Origin of the sequence: Pseudomonas sp. NFACC05-1, from assembly GCF_900100135.1 — a bacterium.
GTDB classification, from domain to species: Bacteria; Pseudomonadota; Gammaproteobacteria; order Pseudomonadales; family Pseudomonadaceae; genus Aquipseudomonas; species Aquipseudomonas fluorescens_Q.
This window is the reverse complement of record NZ_FMTR01000002.1, coordinates 433,091-457,254: the sequence shown is the minus strand read 5'-3', so window position 1 is coordinate 457,254 and position 24,164 is coordinate 433,091. Positions and strand designations below refer to the sequence as shown.

The window sequence follows — 24,164 nt, the reverse complement described above, 5'->3', positions numbered from 1 at the left end:
TCAGAAGCCCCGGGAAAAGGCCCGACAAAAACACTAATGGCACAGTGCCGCGTCATAGGCAAAACCTTGGCGGGACTCAGTCCAGCAGATCCAGTTGCAGGTGTCCGGCCACGGCTTCGGCCGTCACGCTCTGAATCCGCGCCACCCTGCCCAGGCACGGCGCCGGAAGTCGCTCGGCCAAGGTTGCCAGGTTTTCTTCCAGGCGCGAGGTGGCCGGGTCGACGATGTTCGCGACCCAACCGGCAAGCTGCAAGCCATCACGGGCGATAGCCTCGGCGGTCAACAACGCGTGGCTGATGCAACCCAGGCGTACGCCCACCACCAGAATCACCGGCAAGCCCAGCGCGATCGCCAGATCGGAAAGATTGTCCTGGCCGGCCAGCGGCACGCGCCAACCACCCGCGCCTTCGATCAAGGTGAAGTCGGCGCCCAGCGCCAGCACTTCGCGCATCGGGCCGAGTAGCGACTGCACCGTCAACGCAACGCCCGCTTCCCGAGCGGCCAAGTGCGGCGCTATTGCCGGTTCGAACGCCACCGGATTGACCTGTGCATACGTCAACGGTATCGAGCATTCGGCCAGCAAGGCCAAGGCATCGGCGTTGCGCAGGCCCTTGGGCGTCACGTCGCAGCCAGAGGCCACGGGTTTTCCGGCAGCCGTGCTCATGCCAGCCTGCCGGGCAGCATGCAGCAGGCCCGCCGCGACGGTGGTCTTGCCTACATCGGTGTCGGTGCCGGTAATGAAATAGGCCTGGCTCATAGCGGTTTCTCCAAAACGGCGTAGACCATCTGGTAAGTCGCCGGCAGTCCCAGCGCCTGACGAAACTGCTCATAGGCTTCAACCAGCGCCAGGATCCGCGCCCTGCCGGTCAAGCCGCCGGGGCGGCCGGGGTTCAGATTGTGGGCGCCCAAGGCTTTCAATTCATGCGTCAGGCTGCGCACGTCGGGGTAATGCAACACATGGGGACGGTTTTCCAGACTGACGACATTCAGCCCGCTGTCCGCGCAAAGGTGTTGATACGTCTCGAACCCACGGAAACGATTGACGTGCACCAAGCCATCCACCTGACGCCAACTGTCGCGCAATTCGTACAAAGTGCCTACACAAAGGCTGGTGAAGGCAAACACCCCACCCGGTTTCAACACACGATGGGCCTCGCTCAGCACCGCGGCAAAATCCGCACACCATTGCACCGCCAGGCTGGAGAACACCAGGTCACAGCTCGCCGCTTGCAAAGGCAACCGCTCAGCATCACCCGCGACAAAATGCGCAGCGCCACCTTGGGGACGAGCATGGTTGAGCATGCCTTCGGCGATGTCCAACGCCAGGCCGGAATCCACGCCATAACGCGCGCCCAGGGCCCGGGTGAAATAGCCAGTGCCGCAGCCCAGGTCCAGCCAACGTTGTGGGATAAACGAAGACGGCAAGCGCCCGAGCAACTGTTGGCCCACGTCGCGCTGCAGTTCGGCCACGCTGTCATAGCTGGTTGCCGCCCGGGAAAACGAAGCCGCCACCTGGCGCTTGTCGGGCAAGGCACCGGGCAATTTGGGAAGAGACAGATCAGTCATCGCCGGACTCATGCAAAAAAGCCTGGATCGCCCCCGCGACACCGTGCGGGTCCTCCAGAAGGAATCCGTGGCCGGCCTGTTCGATCAGGCCGATTTCGACATCCGGCAGCAAGACCAGCAACTCACCCGCGGCTTCGGCCGGCACCAGGGCATCGAGCCCGGCAAACAGATGCAATTGCGGGCCACGAAAGCGCTGCAATGCGGCGCGAGTGTCCAATTGCGCCAACAGTTCGAGCCCGGCCATCAAGACCTCGGGCGATGTGCCCGGCGCCCCGGCCAATAACAACCGCGACAACCCGCGTGGGTCGCTGCTGCCCTGGGCGCACAGCAAACTGAAGCGCTTGAGGGTCTGGCGTGGATCGGCCGCACAGCCGGCGAGAAAACCATCGAAGGTTGCTCCATCCATCGCACTCGGCCATTGCTCATGGGCAACAAAGGACGGATTGCTCGCCAGGGTCAGCAGGCCGCAGCAGCGCTCACCCCGACGCGCCGCCAGCGCCGAGGCCAGCATACCGCCCAGGGACCAACCGCCCAGCCAGGCATCCTGGGGCACGGTGGCGTCCAATTCTTCGAGCCATTCATCCGGATCGTTCGATAGCAACGCCGGCAACGGTTCGATTTCCACTCGCAAGTGTTCGTCGAGCCCGTGCAACGCTGCCGCCAGCGGCTCCAGCGGTGAAACGCCCAAGCCCCAGCCCGGCAGCAATATCAGTCGGTCACGCATCGCTTGGCTCCGGTCCCAACAGGGCAAAACACTCGGCCAGTGCATTCAACAATAGCTGCACCTGGGCCTCGCTGTGAGCAGCGGTCAGGGTCACGCGCAAACGGGCGCTGCCAGCCGGTACGGTGGGTGGGCGGATCGCCGTGACCATCAGCCCGCGCTCACGCAGCATTTGCGACAAACGCATGGCCCGTCCCGCATCGCCAATCAGGATCGGCTGGATCGGCGTGAAGCTGTCCATCAATTGCAGGCCGATCTGCTCGGCGCCCTGGCGGAACTGACGAATCAGCACCTGCAAGTGCTCGCGCCGCCAATGCTCGCTGCGCAGCAGCTCAAGGCTCTTGAGCGTGGCGCAAGCCAGGGCCGGCGGTTGGCTGGTGGTGTAGATGTAGGGGCGAGCGAACTGGATCAGGCTTTCGATCAGTTCTTCACTGCCGGCGACAAAAGCCCCGGCGGTGCCAAAGGCCTTGCCCAGGGTGCCCACCAACACCGGCACGTCATCCTGGCTCAAGCCAAAATGCTCGACGATACCGCCGCCATTGGCTCCCAACGGGCCGAAACCGTGTGCATCGTCGACCATCAGCCAGGCGCCCTTGGCCTTGGCTTCACGGGCCAGGGCCGGCAGGTCGGCGATGTCGCCGTCCATGCTGAACACGCCATCGGTAACCACCAGGGTATTGCCGGTGGCTTTTTCCAGGCGGCTGGCCAAACTCTGGGCATCGTTGTGCAGGTAACGGTTGAAACGCGCACCAGACAACAGGCCGGCGTCGAGCAGCGAGGCATGATTGAGGCGGTCTTCCAGTACCGTGTCGCCCTGCCCCACCAGCGCGGTGACCGCACCGAGGTTGGCCATGTAACCGGTGGTGAACAGCAACGCCCGCGGGCGGCCGGTCAGGTCGGCCAAGGCTTCTTCCAAGGCGTGGTGAGGGCCGCTGTGGCCGGTCACCAAATGGGAGGCGCCCCCCCCGACACCCCAACGGAGCGCCCCGGCGCGCCAGGCTTCGATCACTTGCGGGTGATTGGCCAGGCCCAGGTAATCGTTGTTGCAGAACGCCAGCAATGGCTGGCCGTCCACCACCACTTCCGGGCCCTGCGGGCTTTCGAGCAGCGGGCGCTGGCGATAGAGGTTGTCGGCACGACGGGCAGCCAGGCGTGCGGCGAGATCGAAGGGCATGCAGGCCTCAACTGTTTAAAGACTGGCCAAAGCCCCTTGTGGGAGCGAGCTTGCTCGCGATAGCGGCGTGTCAGTCGACATCAATGCGAATGTTCCATCGCCATCGCGAGCAAGCTCGCCCCCACAGGGTCTTGCATTCCAATCCGGGTATCGGTGAGTGGTCAGACAGCGGCGTTGTAGAACTGCTCGCTGCTCTTCTGCTCCACCAGCGCCTGTTCAATCGCTGCCTGGTGCACTTCGTCGGCATGTTCTTCGCGGGCTTCGGGCTGGATGCCCAGGCGTGCGAACAACTGCATGTCCTTGTCGGCTTGCGGGTTGGCGGTGGTCAACAGCTTGTCGCCGTAAAAAATCGAGTTGGCACCGGCCAGGAACGCCAGGGACTGCATCTGCTCGTTCATCGCTTCACGGCCGGCGGACAGCCGCACATGGGACTGGGGCATCATGATCCGCGCCACGGCGAGCATGCGGATGAAATCGAACGGATCGACGTCCTCGGCATTCTCCAGCGGCGTGCCGGCGACTTTGACCAACATGTTGATCGGCACCGATTCCGGGTGCTCCGGCAGGTTCGCCAGTTGGATCAGCAGGTTGGCGCGGTCGTCCAAGGACTCGCCCATGCCGAGGATGCCGCCCGAGCAGATCTTCATCCCCGAATCACGCACATAGGCCAGGGTTTGCAGGCGCTCGCTGTAAGTGCGGGTGGTGATGATGCTGCCGTAGAACTCCGGCGAGGTGTCAAGGTTATGGTTGTAATAGTCCAGGCCGGCCTGGGCCAGCGCTTCGGTCTGTTCCTGGTCGAGACGGCCCAGGGTCATGCAGGTTTCCAGGCCCATCGCCTTCACGCCTTTGACCATTTCCAGCACATACGGCATGTCCTTGGCCGACGGATGTTTCCAGGCCGCGCCCATGCAGAAACGGGTCGAACCGATGGCCTTGGCCCGTGCAGCCTCTTCGAGGACCTTCTGCACTTCGAGCAATTTCTCTTTATCCAGGCCGGTGTTGTAGTGACCGGACTGCGGACAATATTTGCAATCTTCAGGGCAGGCGCCGGTCTTGATCGACAGCAGCGTGGAAACCTGGACGCGATTGGCGTCGAAGTGCGCGCGGTGCACGGTCTGCGCCTGGAACAGCAGGTCATTGAATGGCTGGACGAAGAGTGCTTTGACTTCGGCCAAAGACCAGTCATGACGCAGGTTGGCAGTGGTGCTGGCGCTCATGGGCATTTCCTTGATTATGCTTGGCTGGCGCCTGGGGACATGGAATACCCACAGGCGCGACACGGATGTTCGGCATATTTAAGGAAGAGTCATGCGCTGTCAACCACGATACAAAGGACAGGTTTACATCTGGTTAAAAAACAAACAATCTTGCCTGCTGTGCGGCGAAAGCACCGATACGCCGCAGCCTATCTGCACCCCTTGTGAAAGCGAGCTGCCCTGGCTCGGCGATCAATGCTGCGTCTGTGCCTTGCCGCTGCCCATGGCCGGGCTGCGTTGCGGACAATGCGCCGCGCAGCCGCCGGCCTTCGAACGGGTCCTGGCGCCTTGGGCCTACGACTTCCCGGTGGACAGCCTGATCACCCGTTTCAAGCATCAGGCGAAATGGCCCCTGGGCCGACTGCTGGGCGACCTGCTCGCGCAGTCGTTGCAACATCATTTCGACGAAGGGCTGGAACGACCCGACGCGCTGGTCCCGGTGCCACTGGCGACCCGGCGTTTGCGCCAGCGCGGTTTCAACCAGGCAGCGCTGCTGGCCCGCTGGCTCAGTGGGCCGTTGGCGATCCCTTGCGAAGAACACCTGCTGCGACGCACCCAGGACACCCCCGCCCAACAGGCACTCGATGCCAGGGCTCGGCGGCGAAACCTGCGTCAGGCCTTTGCCCTGGCACCCCAGGCTGCGTTGCACAACCGTCACTTGGCGTTGGTCGACGACGTGCTCACCACGGGCGCCACCGCCCAGGCGCTGGCCGCCCTGCTGCTCGATGCCGGCGCTGCACGGGTCGATGTGTACTGCCTGGCTCGTACCCCGAAACCCGGAGAGTCGGCTTGACGCGCCACGCCCAAGGCGCCAACGTCCGCTTATCGACCTTTGCACGCAGTTTTCCGTCATGTCCTTGCCCACGCTTCTGACCCAGCACATCGCTCGGCGACCACAACGCATCGCCCTGTTGCAGCACATCGCCGAACAAGGTTCGATCACCCGCGCCGCCAAGAGCGCGGGCCTGAGCTACAAGGCGGCGTGGGATGCCATCGATGAGTTGAACAACCTCGCCGACCAACCGTTGGTGGAGCGCAGTGTTGGCGGCAAGGGCGGTGGCGGCGCCAGGCTGTCGGAGGAAGGCCAACGCGTGCTGCGCCTGTATCTGCGCCTGCAAGCGCTGCAGACACAACTATTGGAAGCGAGCGAGGATGCCGACGACCTGGGCCTGCTCAGTCGCCTGATGCTACGCACCAGCGCCCGTAATCAATTGTATGGCAAGGTCCTGGGCATCGAGGCCCAGGGGCACAACGACCGGGTACGCCTGGAGCTGGCCCGGGGCCTGGTCATCGAAGCCCAGATTACCCACGACAGCACGCTGCGCCTGGAGCTGGATGTCGGCACCAACGTGGTGGCGCTGATCAAGGCCGGCTGGCTGGAATTACACCCTGTCGAGCAAGTGGAAAAACCGCGGATCAATACGCTGCGCGGCATGATCGAACAGGTCGACGCCGCCGAAGACGGCCCCAGCGAAGTGCGCATCAGCCTGCCCAACGGCCAGACGCTGTGCGCCCTGGCCGACCCGCTTGAGCTACAAAAGCAGCATTTGGAAGGCGGCTCACCGGTGCAAGTGACGTTTTCAGCGACAAATGTGCTGCTCGGCACACCGCTGTAGCGTGTTGCAACAATAGTTTCATCGACCCGCTTTAAGGTGACTGCCAAAACCAGCAGGGAGCCTGAGATGAGCCTATTAGAAGAAAACCAATCCACCGACCTGGAAAAGATCGTCGGCCTGAGTCGGCGCAGTTTCATCAGCGCCGGCGCCCTATGCGGCGCGGCGATGTTCCTGGGCGGCAACCTGCTGAGCCGCAGCGTGCTGGCCGCCGCCGTGAGCGAAGGCAACAGCCGGCTGCTGGGCTTCAACAGCATCGCCGCCGCCACGACTGACACCATCACGTTGCCGCCAGGCTACAAATCCTCGGTGCTGATCAGTTGGGGCCAACCCCTGCAGAAAAATGCACCGGCGTTCGACCCCAGTGGCAACGGCACCGCCCGCGCACAAGAAGTGCAGTTCGGCGACAACAACGACGGCATGAGCCTGTTCCCATTCCCCGGCGACAACAACCGGGCGCTGATGGCGATCAACAACGAATACACCAACTACCAATACCTGTTCCCTCACGGCGGCCAGCCACAGTCGGCCGAAGACGTGCGCAAGGCCCAGGCCAGCGAAGGCGTCTCGGTGATCGAAATCCAGCGTCGGCGCGGCCAATGGCAATTCGTCCAGGAATCGCGCTACAACCGCAGGATCCACGGCAACACACCGATTCGCCTGCGTGGCCCAGCTGCCGGGCACGACCTGCTGAAAACCAGCGCAGACAAGAGCGGCAAGAAAGTGCTGGGCACCTTCCAGAACTGCGCCAACGGCATGACGCCTTGGGGCACCTACCTGACCTGTGAAGAGAACTTCACTGACTGCTTCGGCAGCAGCAAGTCGGACCTGCAGTTCGACGCGGCCCAGAAACGCTATGGCGCCACAGTCACCAGCAGTGAAATCAACTGGCACTTGCACGACCCGCGCTTTGACCTGGCGAAGAACCCCAACGAACTCAATCGCCACGGCTGGGTAGTGGAAATCGACCCGTTCGATCCGCAATCCACCCCGGTAAAACGCACCGCCCTGGGCCGCTTCAAACACGAAAACGCCGCCCTGGCGCAAACCAATGACGGTCGCGCCGTGGTGTACATGGGCGATGATGAGCGTGGCGAATTCATCTACAAGTTCGTCAGCCGCGAGCGCATCAATCACAAGAACGCCAAGGCCAATCGCAACCTGCTGGACCATGGCACCTTGTATGTCGCGCGCTTCGATGCCGGCGACGGCAACCCGGACCATCCCAAAGGCCAAGGCCAGTGGATCGAGCTGACCCATGGCAAGAACGGCCTCGACGCCAGCAGCGGTTTCGCCGACCAGGCCGAAGTTCTCATCCATGCACGCCTGGCCGCCAGCGCCGTTGGCGCCACCCGCATGGACCGCCCGGAGTGGATCGTGGTCAGCCCGAAAGACGGCCAGGTCTATTGCACCCTGACCAACAACTCCAAACGCGGTGACGCCGGCCAACCGGTGGACGGGCCTAACCCTCGAGCCAAGAACGTCTACGGGCAGATCCTGCGCTGGCGCACCGACCGCGACGATCACGCCGCCAAGACCTTCGCCTGGGACCTGTTCGTGGTCGCCGGCAACCCGGCGGTACATGCCGGCACGCCAAAGGGCGGTTCCTCCAACATCACCCCCCAGAACATGTTCAACAGCCCCGATGGCCTGGGCTTCGACAAAGGCGGACGCCTGTGGATCCAGACCGACGGCGACTCGAGCAACGCCGGGGACTTCGCCGGCATGGGCAATAACCAGATGCTCTGCGCCGATCCCAACAGCGGTGAAATCCGTCGTTTCATGGTCGGGCCGGTGGGCTGCGAAGTGACCGGGATCAGCTTCTCGCCGGACTACAAGGCTATGTTTGTCGGTATCCAGCATCCCAGCGGCGGCTCAACCTTCCCCGAGCACCTGCCCAACGGTAAGCCGCGATCGTCGGTGATGGTGATTACCCGCGAAGACGGCGGGGTCATCGGCGCCTGACCCTTGTCTGGACCGGGGACATAACACTTCGTGGCGAGGGAGCTTGCTCCCGCTGGGTTGCGCAGCGCGCCCTTCTTCTTTGGGCGCTTCGCACCCAAGCGGGAGCAAGCTCCCTCGCCACAACGGTGCAAGTCTCACCGATCAATCCAGGCTGCTTTGCGCTACCATGCTGGGCCGGACGCGGCAGCCCTGCCGCTGCGCAGGAGTCAGCATGTCCCATCCGTTTGAAACCCTCACGCCCGACCTGGTACTCGATGCCGTTGAAAGCATCGGTTTCCTCAGCGACGCCCGCGTGTTGGCCCTCAACAGCTACGAGAACCGCGTCTATCAGGTCGGCATCGAAGATTCCGAGCCGCTGATCGCCAAGTTCTATCGCCCTCAGCGCTGGACCAACGAAGCGATCCTGGAAGAGCACAGCTTCACCTTCGAGCTGGCCGAATACGAAGTGCCCGTGGTCGCGCCACTGATCCACAACGGCACCAGCCTGCACGAACACGCCGGGTTTCGTTTCACCCTGTTTCCCCGTCGCGGCGGTCGTGCACCGGAGCCGGGCAACCTCGACCAGCTCTATCGCCTGGGGCAATTGCTCGGGCGCCTGCACGCAGTCGGGGCGACCCGTCCGTTCGAGCATCGTGAAGCCTTGGCCGTGAAAAACTTCGGCCACGATTCACTGGCCACTGTGCTGGCAAGCGGCTTCGTCCCTCGTAGCCTGCTGCCGGCCTACGAGTCGGTGGCCAGGGATCTGCTCAAGCGTGTCGAAGAGGTCTACGCCGCCACGCCCCACAAGAGCATCCGCATGCACGGCGATTGCCACCCCGGCAACATGATGTGCCGCGACGAGGTGTTCCACATCGTCGACCTGGACGACTGCCGCATGGGCCCGGCGGTGCAGGATTTGTGGATGATGCTCGCCGGCGATCGCCAGGAATGCCTGGGCCAACTGTCGGAACTGATGGACGGCTACCGAGAGTTCCACGACTTCGACCCGCGAGAACTGGCACTGATCGAGCCACTGCGGGCACTGCGCCTGATGCACTACAGCGCCTGGCTGGCGCGGCGCTGGGACGACCCGGCCTTCCCCCGCAGCTTCCCGTGGTTCGGCAGCGAACGTTACTGGGGCGACCAGGTATTGGCGTTGCGCGAGCAACTGGCGGCGCTCAATGAAGAGCCGTTGAAGCTGTTCTGACGACCACTGCGGATCCCCTCTGGGAGCGAGCTTGCTCGCGATTGCGATCGAACATTCGACGCCCTTGTCGACTGATCCACCGCTATCGCGAGCAAGCTCGCTCCCGCAAGGAATTGCAGTGAAACGCTCACAAAGGTTCACAGCACGACCCGACAAATCTCCTTACAATCACGCCTTTGTTAGCTGCCTAAGCAAGGATTCTGCATGCAAGCCGCCAACCCGCGTCGCGGGTATATCCTGGGCCTGAGTGCCTACATCATCTGGGGTCTGTTCCCGATCTACTTCAAGGCCATCGCCAGCGTGCCGTCGGTGGAGATCATCATCCATCGGGTGCTGTGGTCGGCCCTGTTCGGCGCGGCGTTGCTGCTGGTCTGGAAACACCCGGGCTGGTGGCGCGAACTGCGGGACAACCCACAGCGCCTGGCTATCCTCGCCCTGAGCGGGACGCTGATCGCAGCCAACTGGCTGACCTACGTCTGGGCGGTGAACAACGAGCGCATGCTCGAAGCCAGCCTGGGTTACTACATCAACCCGCTGGTGAACGTATTGCTGGGCATGTTGATCCTCGGCGAGCGCCTGCGCCGCATGCAGTGGTTGGCGGTGGGTTTGGCGGCGGTCGGTGTGGCGCAGCAGGTCTGGCAAGTGGGCAGCCTGCCCTGGGTGTCACTGGTGCTGGCGCTGACCTTCGGCTTCTACGGGTTGATCCGCAAGCAGGCACCGGTCAAGGCATTGCCGGGGCTGGTGGTAGAAACCTGGATGCTGGTGCCGATCGCCATCGCCTGGTTACTGTTCAATCCCACGGCCACCAGTGCCCAGGCGGCATTCTGGACCACCTCCGAAGCCTGGTGGCTGGTGGCGGCAGGCCCCGTGACGCTGGTGCCGTTGGTGTGCTTCAACGCCGCAACACGGCATTTGCCCTACACTACCATCGGTTTTCTCCAGTACATCGCGCCGACGCTGGTGCTGCTGCTCGCCGTGATGCTGTTTGGTGAGCACCTGTCGTCCAGCACACTGGTGGCGTTCCTGTTTATCTGGGCCGGGCTGGCGGTGTACAGCGTCGATGCGGTGATCAGCATGCGTCGGCGCAGCTGATCAAAAAACGCACAAACCTCTACAGGCCACGTCTGGCGTGGCCTGCGCTCATCCTTCCCAAGGTTATCCACAACGTGATCCCCGCCGTTTGTGCACAAGCCCTTGAAAACTGATGATTTTTTGAGCATTCCTCGCCGAGGCCCGGCGGGCTTGGGCTGGAGCCGGGTCTCTACAGGTTATCCACAGGCAGGCGCAGTTTTTCCTTGGATAACCTTCGTCACGCTTCGTCGCTGAGCTTGAGCTCCACCATCAACTCATCGGCCAGGGTCTCCAGGCGTTCCTGCAACGTCTCCAGCGACAGGGTCAAGGGCACCCCCAGGATCGCTTCGGCGTGGAACAGCAGCTCGCTGCTCATCGGCGCCGGCCGGACGTAAGTCACCAGACGCTCGACATTGACGCCCTGCTCGCTCAACAGCCGGGTGATGTCCCTCACTATGCCGGGACGGTCGTTGCCCACCAGCTCCATGGTGATGGGTTTCCAGGTGCAGGACTCCTCAAGGGCGCTTTCAGCGATCAACACGCGGATGTCGTAAGTCGATAGCCCCTGCAAGGCTTCGATCAGTTCCTCATGGGCCTCGGCGGGAGCGCCGATTCGCAAGATCCCGGCAAACTGCCCAGCCAGGCGCGACATGCGGCTTTCCAGCCAGTTACCGCCGTGGTCGGCGATGCAATCGGCAATGCGCTCGACCTGCCCGGGCTTGTCCGGGGCGAAAACAGTGATGACGAGGTGGTCCATGGCGCAGTCCTCTTGTTGGGGAAGGGACAGTATAGGCAAGCCATGAATCGGCACCGCCCTGCTTTCGTGGCGAGGGAGCTTGCTCCCGCTGGGCTACGCAGTAGCCCCCCCCTAAACAGGGGAGCGCTTCGCACTCCAGCGGGAGCAAGCTCCCTCGCCACGGGACAATGTGTACATTAATTAGATTTATCTGGAACAATGATCCGCTTTTTTGAGAACATCCTATACCGCGCCGTGACTGTACTGCTTTAGTCGGTCGCGGAACGACGCAATTAGTCTAATTTTCACAACCGCAATTGATCATGTAGTATGCCGCAGCGAGCACTACATAACGTTGTACCGATGTCTGCTTAAGGCGCAGTCGCATCCCTGAAAAGCCCCGTCAGCAAGGCTTACCACCCAGCCGCCAGCGATGGCATGTACTGGTTCCGGGGTTTGTGCTTTAAATGTCCCGAGGCTTCATTGTCAAAATCGAAGAGCTGAAAAGCGAAATAGCTGAGCAGAGTGAGGCAAGCAATGACTGAACACGTTCAAGTCGGTGGCCTGCAGGTCGCCAAAGTCCTGTTCGACTTCGTGAATAACGAAGCCATTCCCGGAACCGGCCTCACCGCCGACGCGTTCTGGGCCGGTGCCGACAAGGTCATCCACGACCTGGCGCCGAAGAACAAAGCCCTACTCGCCAAACGCGATGATTTCCAGGCGCGGATCGATGCCTGGCACCAGGCCCGTGCTGGCCAGGCCCACGACGCCGTGGCTTACAAAGCCTTCCTGCAAGACATTGGATACCTGCTGCCAGAAGCGGCGGATTTCCAGGCTACGACCCAAAACGTCGATGACGAAATCGCCCGCATGGCCGGCCCGCAGCTGGTGGTGCCGGTGATGAACGCCCGCTTCGCCCTCAACGCATCGAACGCCCGCTGGGGTTCGCTGTATGACGCGCTGTACGGCACCGATGCCATCAGCGAAGCCGATGGCGCGGAAAAAGGCAAAGGCTACAACAAGGTCCGCGGCGACAAGGTCATCGCCTTCGCCCGTGCCTTCCTCGACGAAGCCGCGCCCCTGGCGGCCGGCTCCCATGTCGACTCCATTGCTTACAAAATCGTCGACGGCAAACTGGTGGTCACCCTCAAGGGCGGCAGCAACAGCGGCCTGCGTGACGATGCCCAGTTGATCGGCTTCCAGGGCGATGCCTCGGCACCGACCACCGTGCTGTTGAAACACAACGGCCTGCACTTCGAAATCCAGATCGATGCCAGCACCCCGGTCGGCCAGACTGACGCCGCTGGCGTCAAAGACATCCTGATGGAAGCCGCGCTGACCACCATCATGGACTGCGAAGACTCGGTCGCCGCCGTCGATGCCGATGACAAAGTGGTGATCTACCGCAACTGGCTCGGCCTGATGAAAGGCGACCTGGCTGAAGAAGTCGCCAAAGGCGGCCAGACGTTCACCCGCACCATGAACCCCGACCGTGTCTACACCGCCGTCGACGGTTCGAGCGTGACCCTGCACGGCCGCTCGCTGTTGTTCGTGCGTAACGTCGGCCACCTGATGACCATCGACGCGATCCTGGACCAGCACGGCAACGAAGTGCCGGAAGGTATTCTCGACGGCCTGATCACCAGCCTGGCAGCGATCCACAGCCTCAACGGCAATACCAGCCGTCGCAACAGCCGCACCGGCTCGGTGTACATCGTCAAGCCGAAGATGCACGGTCCGGAAGAAGCTGCGTTCACCAACGAGCTGTTCGGCCGTGTCGAAGACGTACTGAACCTGCCGCGCAATACCCTCAAGGTCGGGATCATGGACGAGGAACGCCGTACCACGGTCAACCTCAAGGCCTGCATCAAGGCCGCCAGCGAGCGCGTGGTGTTCATCAACACCGGCTTCCTCGACCGTACCGGCGACGAGATCCACACCTCCATGGAAGCCGGCCCGATGGTGCGCAAGGCCGACATGAAAGCCGAGAAGTGGATCGGCGCGTATGAGAACTGGAACGTCGACATCGGCTTGAGCACCGGCCTGCAAGGCCGTGCGCAAATCGGCAAGGGCATGTGGGCGATGCCGGACCTGATGGCGGCGATGCTCGAACAGAAAATCGCTCATCCGCTGGCCGGCGCCAACACCGCATGGGTTCCCTCGCCGACCGCCGCGGCCCTGCACGCGCTGCATTACCACAAGGTCGACGTGTTCGCCCGCCAGGCCGAGCTGGCCAAGCGCGCGCGAGCATCGGTGGACGACATCCTGACCATCCCGCTGGCCGTCAACCCGAACTGGACGCCGGAGCAGATCAAGAACGAACTGGACAACAATGCCCAGGGCATCCTTGGCTACGTGGTGCGCTGGATCGACCAGGGCGTGGGCTGCTCCAAAGTGCCGGACATCAACGACATCGGCCTGATGGAAGACCGTGCGACGCTGCGTATCTCCAGCCAGCACATCGCCAACTGGCTGCGCCACGGCATCGTTACCCAAGACCAGGTGATGGAAAGCCTCAAGCGCATGGCGCCGGTGGTCGACCGCCAGAACGCCAGCGACCCGCTGTACCGTCCGCTGGCACCAGACTTCGACCGCAACATCGCCTTCCAGGCGGCGGTCGAGCTGGTGATCGAAGGCACGAAGCAGCCTAACGGCTACACCGAGCCGGTGTTGCACCGTCGTCGTCGTGAGTTCAAGGCAGCCAATGGGTTGTGATTGAGCAGCCGTGACAACGAAAAAAGCCCTGATCGAAAGATCAGGGCTTTTTCATTTGCAAATACATGAGCGCTTTTGTGGCGAGGGAGCTTGCTCCCGCTGGGCTGCGAAGCAGACCCTTTTCCAGCGTTCGGAATCTTATTGACCTGCACTGCGGTCGCTGCGCAACCGAGCGGGAGCAAGCTCCCTCGCCACAAAAGCACCCGATAGCGCCATTCTCACGACAGGCTAGAGATCCATCCCCAACTCATGCTTGACCAACCCCAGCAACTTGTCGGTATCGATCGGCTTGAGCAGAAAGTCCACCACGCTCAGGTGCATGGCTTCGATGGCGTCCTTCACGTCGGCATCGCCCGATACGATGATGATTGGCAGCGCCGCCCGCGGAGACTCGCGCACCAGGCGAATAAGTTCCAGCCCATCAACATTGCCCATCCGCAGGTCGGTGATCAACAGGCCGATCGATGGCTTGGTTTCCAGCATCTTGAGTGCCGTTTCACCACTGGCGGCGGTCATGCAGTGAATCCCGTCCAACGCCAGGATCTCCGACAGCAGCTCACGAGCGTCCTTGTCGTCATCGACGATCAAGACGCGCTGCGGCGGCAGGTCGGGTTCCAGCATGACGGCACTCAGCGCCTCGCGCTCGGCGTCACTCAAAATATCGTGGTCGGACATGGTGCTCTCTACGTTCTTTAAATCGATCCCCTGGCACAGTGGTCAGACATCGTTCTGCGGCGCTTCAATGTGCACTTCGTCGGATTTTTTTCCAAGAACATTTAATGAAGATTTTTCTGACGCTTGGCGTAGGTTTTTTCCGTAAGTTCACCCCTAGGCGGCGACCTAGACTTACGTCCAATGGGCACCCCGCTCTGAGGGGCCGACCATGGGAGAACAGATCGACCACAACAATTCAAAAAAGACTGCGTAATGGTTATGAAAAAAGCGGACGCCTTCACCCAGGCAGGGAAAACCGCGGTGTTGCAAAACATCCAGGGGACACTGCAGTTTCTCCAGCGTTTCCCACCGTTCAACCAGATGGAAAACGCTCACCTGGCCTATCTGGTGGAGCAATGCCTGCTGCGTTTTTATGCCCCGGGCGAAACCATCATCAAACCAGCCGACGGCCCGGTGGAGCACTTTTACATCGTCAAGCAAGGCCGAGTGGTAGGTGAACGTCCGCATACGGCCAAGGGTGGAACCGAGACGACCTTCGAAATCACCACCGGCGAGTGTTTCCCCCTCGCCGCGCTGCTGGGCGAACGGGCCACGCGCACCGAACACCGGGCCGGCGAAGACACGTTCTGCCTGCAGTTGAACAAACTGGCCTTCATCAAGCTGTTCGCCCTGTCCGGCCCGTTTCGCGACTTCGCCCTGCGCGGGGTCAGCAGCCTGCTCGACCAGGTCAATCAACAGGTCCAGCAAAAGTCTGCGCAAACCCTGGGCACCCAGTATTCCCTCAACACGCGACTGGGCGAACTGGCGATGCGCCATCCAGTCAGTTGCAGCCCGGACACGCCGCTGCGCGAAGCCGTGAAGCTGATGCACGACCAGCAGGTCGGCAGCATCGTGGTGGTTAATGAACAGAAAGCTCCGGTGGGAATCTTCACCTTGCGCGACCTGCGGCAGGTGGTGGCCGATGGGGCCGGGGATTTTTCCCAAGCCATCGTAGGACACATGACTCAGGCACCGTTTTTCCTCTCGCCGGACCACAGCGCCTTCGATGCGGCCATCGCCATGACCGAACGGCACATCGCCCACGTCTGCCTGGTCAAGGACCAACGCCTGTGTGGCGTGGTGTCGGAGCGCGATCTGTTTTCCTTGCAGCGCGTCGACCTGGTGCACCTGGCCCGGACCATTCGCAACGCGCCCAAGGTGGAAAACCTCGTGGCCCTGCGCGGCGAGATCGGCCAACTGGTGGAACGCATGCTAGCCCACGGCGCGTCATCGACCCAGATCACCCACATCATCACCCTGCTCAACGATCACACCGTATGCCGGGTCATCGAGCTGACCCTGATCGACAAAGGTGACCCAGGCGTGCCGTTCAGTTGGCTGTGCTTCGGCAGTGAAGGCCGGCGCGAACAAACCCTGCACACCGACCAGGACAACGGCATTTTGTTCGAGGCCCGGGACGCCGCCCATGCCGCGCAGATTCGCGGCCTGCTACTGCCCATCGCCCAGCAGATCAACCAGAGCCTGGCCTTGTGCGGCTTCACCTTGTGCAAGGGCAACATCATGGCCGGCAACCCCGAGCTGTGTCTGTCCCGAGCTGAATGGGCCCGGCGTTTTTCGGCATTCATTCGCGAAGCAACCCCGGAAAACCTGCTGGGCTCGAGCATCTATTTCGACCTGCGGGTGGTCTGGGGCGATGAGCAAGGCTGCGAGCAGTTGCGCCGGCAGATCCTCGATCAAGTGGCCGATAACCGTTTGTTCCAACGCATGATGGCCGAAAACGCCCTGCGCCACCGCCCGCCCGTGGGCCGCTTCCGGGATTTCGTGCTGAGTCGCAAGAACGGCGAAAAAGCCACCCTCGATTTGAAAGTGCAAGGCCTGACGCCCTTCGTCGACGGCGCCCGTCTGCTGGCGCTGGCCAACGGCATCGAAGCCAACAATACCCTGGAGCGCTTGCGGCAATTGGTCGACAAGCAAGTGATCGAACCGCTCGATGGCGCAGCCTACGAAGAGGCCTATCACTTCATTCAACAGACCCGCATGCAGCAACATCAATTGCAAACCCGCGAGAACCTGCCCTACTCCAACCGCGTCGACCCCGACAGCCTCAACCATCTGGACCGACGCATCCTGCGCGAATCCCTGCGCCAGGCCCAACGCCTGCAAAGCAGCCTGACGCTGAGGTATCAGTTGTGAGCATTTTTTCCTGGTTGCGCCCAGCCCAACCAATGTTGTCCGAAGAAATGCAAAGGCGCCTGGAACGCCTGCCGACGGCTTCAGCCTTGGGTGAATGCGATCTGCGGAAACAACGCTGGGTCGTGCTGGACCTGGAAACCACCGGATTGAACCTGAACAAGGACCAGGTGCTGTCCATCGGCGCGGTGGTCATCGAAGACGGCGCCATCGACTTCAGCCAGCAGTTCGAACGCACCTTGCAATGCGATAAACAGAAACTCGGACCCAGTGTGCTGATCCATGGCCTGGCGCCCAGCGCCATTGCCGCCGGCAGCGACCCGGCCGAGGCGCTGCTGGCGTTCATGGAGTTCGTCGGCGACAGTCCGCTGCTGGCCTTTCACGCGCCGTTCGATTCCCACATGCTCGGGCGCGCCTTGAAAGACTACTTGGGCTATCGCCTGCAGCATTCATTCCTCGACGTGGCGGACCTGGCCCCGATGCTTTGTCCCCAGGCCAACCTGCGCAAGTCGGGCCTGGACGAGTGGATCGACTGGTTCAAGCTGCAAGTCTTCGACCGCCATAACGCCAGTGCCGACGCCCTGGCCACGGCAGAACTGGCGCTGATCCTGTTCAGCCGCGCCCGCCAGCAACAGATCCTGAGCCCGCTTGACCTGCAACAACGGCTGAGCCAATGGAAACGGCGGCAGCAAGCGCCTTCGCTTTGACTCACCTTGAAGATGAACACACTACCCTGTGGGAGCAAGCTCGCTCCCACGCAGAACCCGGCCTCAATTTCCTTATCCCACGCCGCCCGACCGGCGCCAATTGCTTTCCCGCCCCCGCCTCTGACACAATCGCGAACAATTCTCGTTACTTAAAACATCGGTGATGCTCCGTGTCGTCAGTCCCTAGCCCCCACAGTGATCTGGTTGGTGCGTTATACCGTGACCATCGTGGTTGGCTATTGGCCTGGCTGCGACGCAACGTGGCGTGTTCGCAACGGGCCGAGGACCTGAGCCAGGACACCTTTGTGCGCTTGCTGGGTCGCGAAGAGCTGAAGGCGCCCCGCGAACCGCGGGCGTTTCTGGTGGCCATCGCCAAGGGCCTGTTGTTCGATTATTTCCGTCGAGCGGCACTGGAGCAGGCCTACCTCACCGAACTGATGCTGATTCCCGAGGCCGAGCAGCCCTCGGTGGAAGAACAGCAAATCATTCTCGAAGACCTCAAGGCCATCGATCGCCTGCTTGGCAAACTGTCGAGCAAGGCCCGCGCAGCCTTCCTCTATAACCGCCTCGACGGCCTCGGCCACGCTGAAATTGCCGAGCGCCTGGGGGTTTCGGTGCCGCGCGTACGGCAGTATCTCGCCCAAGGCATCCGCCAGTGCTACATCGCACTTTATGGTGAGCCGACATGAGTCAGGCCCATGCCAAACCGGTCTCGGCCAGCGTGCTGGATGCCGCCATTGCCTGGCAGTTGTCCCTGGACTCGAGCAGCGCCCAGGAGCGTGAAGCCTTCGCCCAATGGCATGCCGCCGACGAAGAACACGCCCGGGCCTGGCGACAGCTGGGCATGCTTGACCAACGCTTCAGTGTGGCCAACGGGCCGGCGCGCGCCGCGTTGCTGCAATCGCGGGTGAGCATTCGTCGCCGGATACGCAAGGTCGGCAGCGGCCTGGCCAGCGTTATCGCGGCCATCGGCCTGGCGCTGTTTGCCGGCGATCGTTACCTGCCGCTGGATTACTGGCTGGCCGATCAGCGCACCGCGACAGGCGAACAGCGCACCCTGCGCCTGGACGACGGCACGCTGATCAACCTCAACACCCACAGTGCCCTGGACGTGCGTTTCGATGACAAGCAGCGCCGCATCGTCCTGCAGGAAGGCGAGATCCTGGTGGAAACCGGTCACGACGACCCGCGCCCGTTCATCGTCGAGACCCGTGAAGGCCGCCTGCGCGCCTTGGGCACACGATTCCTGGTCAAGCGTGAAGACGAAGGCACGCGCCTGAGCGTGTTGAAATCCGCTGTGGCGGCGCATCCCCAGGCCACGGACCAGGAACAGATCCTGCGCGAAGGCCAACAAGTGCTGATGCGCCGCGACGGCCTCGGGCCGACCCTCGCCTTGAACCCCGGCGCCGATGCCTGGACCCGCGGCATGCTGGTGGTGGATAACGCCCGTCTTGAAGATTTGGTCCATGAGCTGGGGCGCTATCGTCGCGGCTACCTGGGTGTGGAGCCGCAAGTGGCGGATTTGCGCATCACCGGCAGTTTCCCGCTGCACGACACCGACCTGGCCTTGACCGCCCTGCTGCCGACCTTGCCGGTGCAGGTCGGATATCACACGAAGTGGTGGGTGGTCGTGGAACCGAGGAACGGGGCCAAGCCCTGAGGGATGTTGTGTCAGGCAGGCCGCCTTCGCGGGCAAGCCCGCTCCCACAAGGGGATGGCGGCGCACACAATATTGCGGGCGACCCGGTCAAAAATGTGGGAGCGAGCCTGCTCGCGAAGCGGCCACCCCACACACCACAAAACCCAGGCCGATCTAAAAACTGAATCTAAATTATTTTCATCCAGCCCTATCACTTTTCAATTTTCATCCGGCACCCAGGCAATTGAGAAATATTTCCATTCAGGAGCCGCCGTATGTCCCGCCCGCTAGACACCCTGTTGCGCCCCAGCCTGTTGGCAATCGCCATTGCCTTCGCCATTCCCTTCGCCAGCGGCCCGCTACTGGCCGCCGAACAGGCCTCGAGCGTGCGCACCTACAACCTGCCTGCCGCGCCACTGGCCAGCACCTTGAACCAGATCGCCAGCCAGGCTGGCCTCGCCCTGAGCCTGAATCCGTCCCTGGCCTCGGGCAAGACCTCGGCCCCGGTCCAGGGCCAGTTCGACGCCACCGGCGCATTGCGCCAGGCCTTGCGCGGCACCGGCCTGCAACTGGAACAAAGCGGCGCCGGCACCTACAGCCTGGTGGCTGTACCTGAAGGCGTCATGGCCCTGCCGGAAACCAGCGTAATCGGCGCCGGCGTCAGCGAAACCGCGTGGGGCCCGACCGAGGGCTACGTCGCCACCCGCACTGCCGCCGGCACCAAGACGGATACGCCGATTGTCGAACTGCCGCGCTCAGTCTCCGTGGTTACGCGCCAGCAGATGGAAGACCGTTCGGTCCTCAACCTCAATGACGCCCTGCGCTACACCGCCGGTGTGCAGAGCAGCGGCTACGGCTCGGATTCGCGCAACGACTGGCTGTTGGTCCGTGGCTTCATCCCGACCCAATTCCTCGATGGCCTGCCGCTGCCCAAGGGCAACTACATCACGCCGAAAATCGAGCCCTGGAACCTGGAGCGCATCGCCGTGCTGCGCGGCCCGGCGTCTTCGGTCTACGGCCAGACGCCACCTGGCGGCATGCTGGACATGGTCAGCCGTCGCCCGCAAGCCGAGAGCAGCCATGAAGTCGAATTGCAGGCCGGCAGCTACGAACACAAGCAGATCAATTTCGACAGCACCGGCAAGGTCGATGACGAAGGTCAGTTCCTCTATCGGCTCAGCGGCACCGTACGTGACAGCAATTCCCAGGTCGATCACATCCCGGACAAGCGCTACAACCTCGCGCCGAGCCTGACCTGGAACATCAACGACGACACCCGCCTGACCTTCCTGTCCCAGTACACCCGCGACGACACCGGCATCACCGGGCAGTTCTTGCCGCTGCAAGGCACCAAGCTGTCTTCGCCGGCGGGCAAGATTTCCCACCACAAGAACCTCGGCGATCCGGATTGGGAATTCTACGACCGTACCTACTACGCGCTGGGCTACAACTTCGAACATCGCCTGAACGACACCTGGCAGTTCCGCCAGAATTTGCGTTATACCAAGAGTGATCTGGAGTCCCAAGGCATCACCGCGGGAACATTTCCTCCTGATCAAGCAGTAAGCCCCGACGGTACAGTCAAGCGCAGCGCCGGGATTGTTGACGAAGACATCAGCCAGTTCGCCGTCGACAACAACTTCCAGGCCGACTTCCAAACGGCAAGCCTGAGCCACACCTTGCTGCTAGGCCTGGATCACCAGCGCTCCAACAGCAATTCGCGTTGGCTGTGGGGTTCCACTGGTGTTCCCGACAGCAATATCCATAACCCGATCTACGGACAGGACTTTTCCAACGTTCAGTATTTCACCATGTACGACTACAACCAGAAGACCCAGCAAACCGGTCTCTACGTCCAGGACCAGATCGCCCTGGACAACTGGCGCCTGACCCTCGGTGGTCGTGAGGACTGGATCCACACCGGCACCGAGTTCCACAACCAGGCCGGTGCGACCAACACCCAGCGCGACAAGAAATTCAGCGGCAACGCGGCGCTGAGTTACGTCTTCGATAATGGGGTGACGCCGTACATTTCCTTTGCCCAGTCGTTCCAGGCGGCGGCGGGTTCAACCGTCAACAGCACCGACGCGTTCAAGCCGACCGAAGGCGAACAGTACGAGGTGGGCATCAAGTACCAGCCGCCCGGCACCAAAACCTTGCTGACGGCGGCGGTGTTCGACCTGACCCAGCAGAACAACTCCGTCACTGAAAACAACATCACCCGCCAAGTGGGTGAAGTACGAGTACGCGGCCTGGAACTGGAGGCGTCCGGTGACGTGACCGACAGCCTCAAGCTGATCGGCTCATACACCTACAACGACAGCGAAATCACCAAAGGCACCGTGGCTGAAGAAGGCAAGCGCATGACCCAGGTGCCGCGTCACCAGGCCACAGCCTGGGCCGATTACACCTGGCACAACGGCCCGCTGGACGGTTTCGGTGTCGGCGCGGGTGTGCGTTATGTCGGCGACACCTATGGCAACACCACCAACACCGATTGGGGCCACGTCGGCTCCTATACCGTGTATGACGCGTCGGCCCATTACGACCTGGGGCGCCTGAACAACTCGCTCAAAGGGGTATCGGTGGCGGTGGACGCAAAAAACGTCTTCAACAAGGACTACCTGTCCACTTGTGACGGTTCCTACTGCTACTACGGCGACCAACGCAACGTCGTCGCCAGCGTGAATTACAAATGGTAAACGGTTAGCATTTGCAAAACCTTTTGAGGGCACGCCGCTGAGTGCAATGTTACTCGTCGAAGTGAATGGATCCGTGGCGAGGGAGCTTGCTCCCGCTTGAGTGCGCAGCGCTCATCCAAGAGGGGCTGCTGCGCAGCCCAGCGGGAGCAAGCTCCCTCGCCACAATGGATTTAGCGCCTTGAGTCAATAGTGTGCTCGCCGCAAGCGGCCTTTTTGCATTTGGAACCATCATGAAAAGCAAAACCATCCGCCGCTGGTCCTTCGTCCACACCTGGACCAGCCTGATCTGCACGGTGTTCCTGCTGATGCTGGCGATCACCGGGCTGCCGCTGATTTTCCATCATGAAATCGAGCATCTGCTGGGCGACGCGCCCGAGTTCCGGGAGATGCCGGCCGACACGCCACACCTGGACCTCCAGCAATTGGTGGAAAAGGCCAAGGCCCATCGTCCGGGTGAAGTGGTCCAGTATTTTGGCTGGGACGAGGACGAGCCCAACGGCATCTTCACCATCATGGCGCCGACACCGGACACCGAGCCCAATTCCTCCCATACCTTCATGCTCGATGCGCGCACCGGCGAGGCCCTGGAAATGCCCTCGGCCAACGGCGGCTTCATGATGGTCATGCTGCGCCTGCACGTGGACATGTTCGCGGGTTTGCCGGGCAAGTTGCTGCTGGCGTTCATGGGGCTGTTGTTCGTGATCGCCATCGTTTCCGGCGTGGTCCTGTACCTGCCGTTCATGCGCCGGTTGAAGTTCGCCACGGTGCGCCAGGACAAATCCACGCGCCTGCGCTGGCTCGACCTGCACAACCTGATCGGCGTGGTCACGCTGGTCTGGGCGCTCACCGTGGGCGTCACCGGCGTGATTGCCGCGTGCGCCGACCTGATCATCGCCGCCTGGCGCAACGACAGCCTCAGCGCCATGGTCGAACCCTATCGCAACACCCCGCCGCTGACGCAACTGGCCCCGGCTACCCGCTTGCTCGACATCGCCAAGGACGTCGCGCCGGGCATGGAACCGAGCTTCATTGCCTTCCCCGGCACGCTGTTTTCCAGCCAACACCACTACGGCGTATTCATGAAAGGCGGCACCCACCTGACCTCGCATTTGCTGACGCCGGTATTGATCGACGCCAGCACCCTGGAGGTCACCGCCGTGGCCGAGCGGCCGTGGTACATGGATGTCATGAGCCTGTCCCTGCCACTGCACTTCGGCGATTACGGTGGCCGGCCGATGCAAATCTTCTGGGCCACCCTCGACGTGCTCACCATCATCGTCCTCGGCAGCGGCGTCTACCTGTGGCTGGTGCGGCGTAAAGCGGCCAAGCGCGCAGCCGTCGGCACGGAGGTCGTCTCGTGAGGCCTCGGCAGTCGAGTTTCTGGAAGGTGTTTGGTATTCCCGTGGTGATTGGCGTACTGAGCGCAGCAGGGTTGTTTTCGGCGCTGCTGGGCGATGGGATGTGGGATGCAGTGGCCTGGGTGGGCCTGGGGGTTCCGACGGTGCTGGGGACCTGGGGATTGCTCAAGCGCGGATAAGCTCAGCCGGACGCGGCCACTCGCCAGCCGCACCGGAACTGTCTAGGCTAAGTCCTGCCCGCCAATCGAGGAGACTTTGCATGTCCACCCCCAGCATGACGCTGTTCCACAACCCCGCTTCGCCTTTCGTTCGCAAGGTCCTGGTGCTGCTGCACGAAACCGGTCAGCAGGATCGCGTGGCATTGCAGCTCAGCCAGCTCACGCCGGTCAAACCGGATCGGGCGCTCATCGATGACAACCCGTTGAGCAAGATCCCGGCCCTGCGCCTGGCCAACGGCAGTGTCATCCACGACAGCCGGGTCATTCTCGATTACCTCGACCACCAGCACGTCGGCAACCCGCTGATCCCCCGCGAGGGTGCGGCCCGCTGGCGGCGCCTGACCCTGGCCTCCCTGGCCGACGGGATCATGGATGCGGCGGTGATGATCCGTTACGAAACCGCGCTACGCCCGGCGGAAAAGCACTGGGACGAATGGCTCGAGGCGCAGCGGGACAAGATTCGCCGCGCCTTGGGCATGCTCGAAGCCGAGGCGATTGCCGAACTGGCCTGCCACTTCGACGTGGCCTCCATCAGCGTGGCGTGTGCCTTGGGTTACCTGGACCTGCGCCATCCGGACCTGGAATGGCGCAAGGCCCATCGGCAACTGGCGGCGTGGTTTGCCGAGGTCAGTTTGCGGCCATCAATGCTTGAAACAGTGCCCCGGGTCTAAC

21 protein-coding genes are annotated in these 24,164 nt (G+C 62.3%); 14 read left to right on the top strand and 7 right to left on the bottom strand.

The annotated features are described in order from the left end of the window. Positions 1-76: 76 nt before the first annotated feature. The 5 genes from bioD to bioB all read right to left on the bottom strand — a co-directional run bounded on the left by bioD (position 77) and on the right by bioB (position 4,678). Positions 77-757 carry a dethiobiotin synthase gene (gene bioD / locus BLO97_RS06285; protein WP_063324081.1) on the bottom strand — a complete coding sequence of 227 codons (681 nt, stop codon included), beginning with the start codon at positions 755-757 and terminating at the stop codon, positions 77-79. Beyond that, positions 754-1,566 carry a malonyl-ACP O-methyltransferase BioC gene (bioC, locus tag BLO97_RS06280; protein WP_092345328.1) on the bottom strand — a complete coding sequence of 271 codons (813 nt, stop codon included), beginning with the start codon at positions 1,564-1,566 and terminating at the stop codon, positions 754-756. The genes bioD and bioC overlap by 4 nt, the downstream gene beginning before the upstream one ends. Next, a complete protein-coding gene (locus BLO97_RS06275; protein WP_092345326.1) occupies positions 1,559-2,290 on the bottom strand; it encodes an alpha/beta fold hydrolase in 732 nt (243 codons plus the stop codon). The genes bioC and BLO97_RS06275 overlap by 8 nt, the downstream gene beginning before the upstream one ends. Next, positions 2,283-3,461, bottom strand: a complete 1,179-nt coding sequence (gene bioF / locus BLO97_RS06270; protein ID WP_092345324.1) for an 8-amino-7-oxononanoate synthase — start codon at positions 3,459-3,461, stop codon at positions 2,283-2,285. The genes BLO97_RS06275 and bioF overlap by 8 nt, the downstream gene beginning before the upstream one ends. A 161-nt stretch (positions 3,462-3,622) precedes the next feature. Next, a complete protein-coding gene (gene bioB, locus BLO97_RS06265) occupies positions 3,623-4,678 on the bottom strand; it encodes a biotin synthase BioB (RefSeq protein WP_063324077.1) in 1,056 nt (351 codons plus the stop codon). A 91-nt stretch (positions 4,679-4,769) separates the two neighbouring features. Here bioB and BLO97_RS06260 point away from each other — a divergent pair, with 91 nt between their 5' ends. The 5 genes from BLO97_RS06260 (at position 4,770) to rarD (ending at position 10,573) form a co-directional block, all read left to right on the top strand. Beyond that, entirely contained in the window at positions 4,770-5,510 is a 741-nt protein-coding gene (locus tag BLO97_RS06260) for a ComF family protein (RefSeq protein ID WP_092146363.1), read from the top strand. A 58-nt stretch (positions 5,511-5,568) separates the two neighbouring features. Next, positions 5,569-6,333, top strand: a complete 765-nt coding sequence (locus BLO97_RS06255) for a TOBE domain-containing protein (protein WP_092221519.1) — start codon at positions 5,569-5,571, stop codon at positions 6,331-6,333. Between the two features lie 66 nt (positions 6,334-6,399). Beyond that, positions 6,400-8,295: a PhoX family protein gene (locus tag BLO97_RS06250; protein WP_092345322.1), complete on the top strand. Its 1,896-nt coding sequence runs from the start codon at positions 6,400-6,402 to the stop codon at positions 8,293-8,295. Between the two features lie 211 nt (positions 8,296-8,506). After that, entirely contained in the window at positions 8,507-9,481 is a 975-nt protein-coding gene (locus BLO97_RS06245) for a serine/threonine protein kinase (protein WP_092146357.1), read from the top strand. A gap of 204 nt (positions 9,482-9,685) precedes the next feature. Continuing rightward, positions 9,686-10,573 carry an EamA family transporter RarD gene (rarD, locus tag BLO97_RS06240; RefSeq protein WP_063324072.1) on the top strand — a complete coding sequence of 296 codons (888 nt, stop codon included), beginning with the start codon at positions 9,686-9,688 and terminating at the stop codon, positions 10,571-10,573. A gap of 217 nt (positions 10,574-10,790) precedes the next feature. On the opposite strand, the gene BLO97_RS06235 is transcribed toward rarD, so the two are convergent. After that, positions 10,791-11,309: a glycine cleavage system transcriptional repressor gene (locus BLO97_RS06235; RefSeq protein ID WP_072342365.1), complete on the bottom strand. Its 519-nt coding sequence runs from the start codon at positions 11,307-11,309 to the stop codon at positions 10,791-10,793. A gap of 516 nt (positions 11,310-11,825) precedes the next feature. Between BLO97_RS06235 and BLO97_RS06230 the strand changes: the two genes are divergently transcribed. After that, positions 11,826-14,003 (top strand): malate synthase G, encoded by a 2,178-nt coding sequence (locus tag BLO97_RS06230; RefSeq protein WP_092345320.1) that lies wholly within the window; start codon positions 11,826-11,828, stop codon positions 14,001-14,003. A gap of 228 nt (positions 14,004-14,231) precedes the next feature. Here the strand turns inward: BLO97_RS06230 and BLO97_RS06225 are convergent, their stop codons facing one another. Then, positions 14,232-14,678, bottom strand: a complete 447-nt coding sequence (locus tag BLO97_RS06225) for a response regulator (RefSeq protein ID WP_003206256.1) — start codon at positions 14,676-14,678, stop codon at positions 14,232-14,234. 258 nt (positions 14,679-14,936) lie between these two features. On the opposite strand from BLO97_RS06225, the gene BLO97_RS06220 reads away from it, so the two are divergent. The 8 genes from BLO97_RS06220 (at position 14,937) to BLO97_RS06185 (ending at position 24,163) form a co-directional block, all read left to right on the top strand. Beyond that, a complete protein-coding gene (locus BLO97_RS06220; RefSeq protein WP_305882106.1) occupies positions 14,937-16,871 on the top strand; it encodes a putative nucleotidyltransferase substrate binding domain-containing protein in 1,935 nt (644 codons plus the stop codon). Further along, positions 16,868-17,575, top strand: coding sequence for a 3'-5' exonuclease (locus tag BLO97_RS06215; RefSeq protein ID WP_092345318.1), 708 nt, complete (start codon positions 16,868-16,870; stop codon positions 17,573-17,575). The genes BLO97_RS06220 and BLO97_RS06215 overlap by 4 nt, the downstream gene beginning before the upstream one ends. A gap of 170 nt (positions 17,576-17,745) precedes the next feature. After that, on the top strand, positions 17,746-18,264 hold the full coding sequence (locus BLO97_RS06210; RefSeq protein ID WP_046064522.1) for an RNA polymerase sigma factor: 519 nt from the start codon (positions 17,746-17,748) through the stop codon (positions 18,262-18,264). Continuing rightward, positions 18,261-19,235, top strand: coding sequence for a FecR domain-containing protein (locus BLO97_RS06205; RefSeq protein ID WP_092345316.1), 975 nt, complete (start codon positions 18,261-18,263; stop codon positions 19,233-19,235). The genes BLO97_RS06210 and BLO97_RS06205 overlap by 4 nt, the downstream gene beginning before the upstream one ends. 254 nt (positions 19,236-19,489) lie before the next feature. Further along, entirely contained in the window at positions 19,490-21,916 is a 2,427-nt protein-coding gene (locus BLO97_RS06200; RefSeq protein ID WP_092345314.1) for a TonB-dependent siderophore receptor, read from the top strand. 230 nt (positions 21,917-22,146) lie between these two features. Continuing rightward, positions 22,147-23,277, top strand: a complete 1,131-nt coding sequence (locus tag BLO97_RS06195; RefSeq protein WP_092345312.1) for a PepSY-associated TM helix domain-containing protein — start codon at positions 22,147-22,149, stop codon at positions 23,275-23,277. Beyond that, complete coding sequence (locus tag BLO97_RS06190; protein ID WP_063324064.1) at positions 23,274-23,453, top strand: hypothetical protein; 180 nt, start codon at positions 23,274-23,276, stop codon at positions 23,451-23,453. Before BLO97_RS06195 ends, BLO97_RS06190 begins: the two co-directional genes overlap by 4 nt. An 80-nt stretch (positions 23,454-23,533) precedes the next feature. Then, entirely contained in the window at positions 23,534-24,163 is a 630-nt protein-coding gene (locus BLO97_RS06185) for a glutathione S-transferase (protein ID WP_092345310.1), read from the top strand. The last annotated feature ends 1 nt before the right edge of the window (position 24,164 follow it).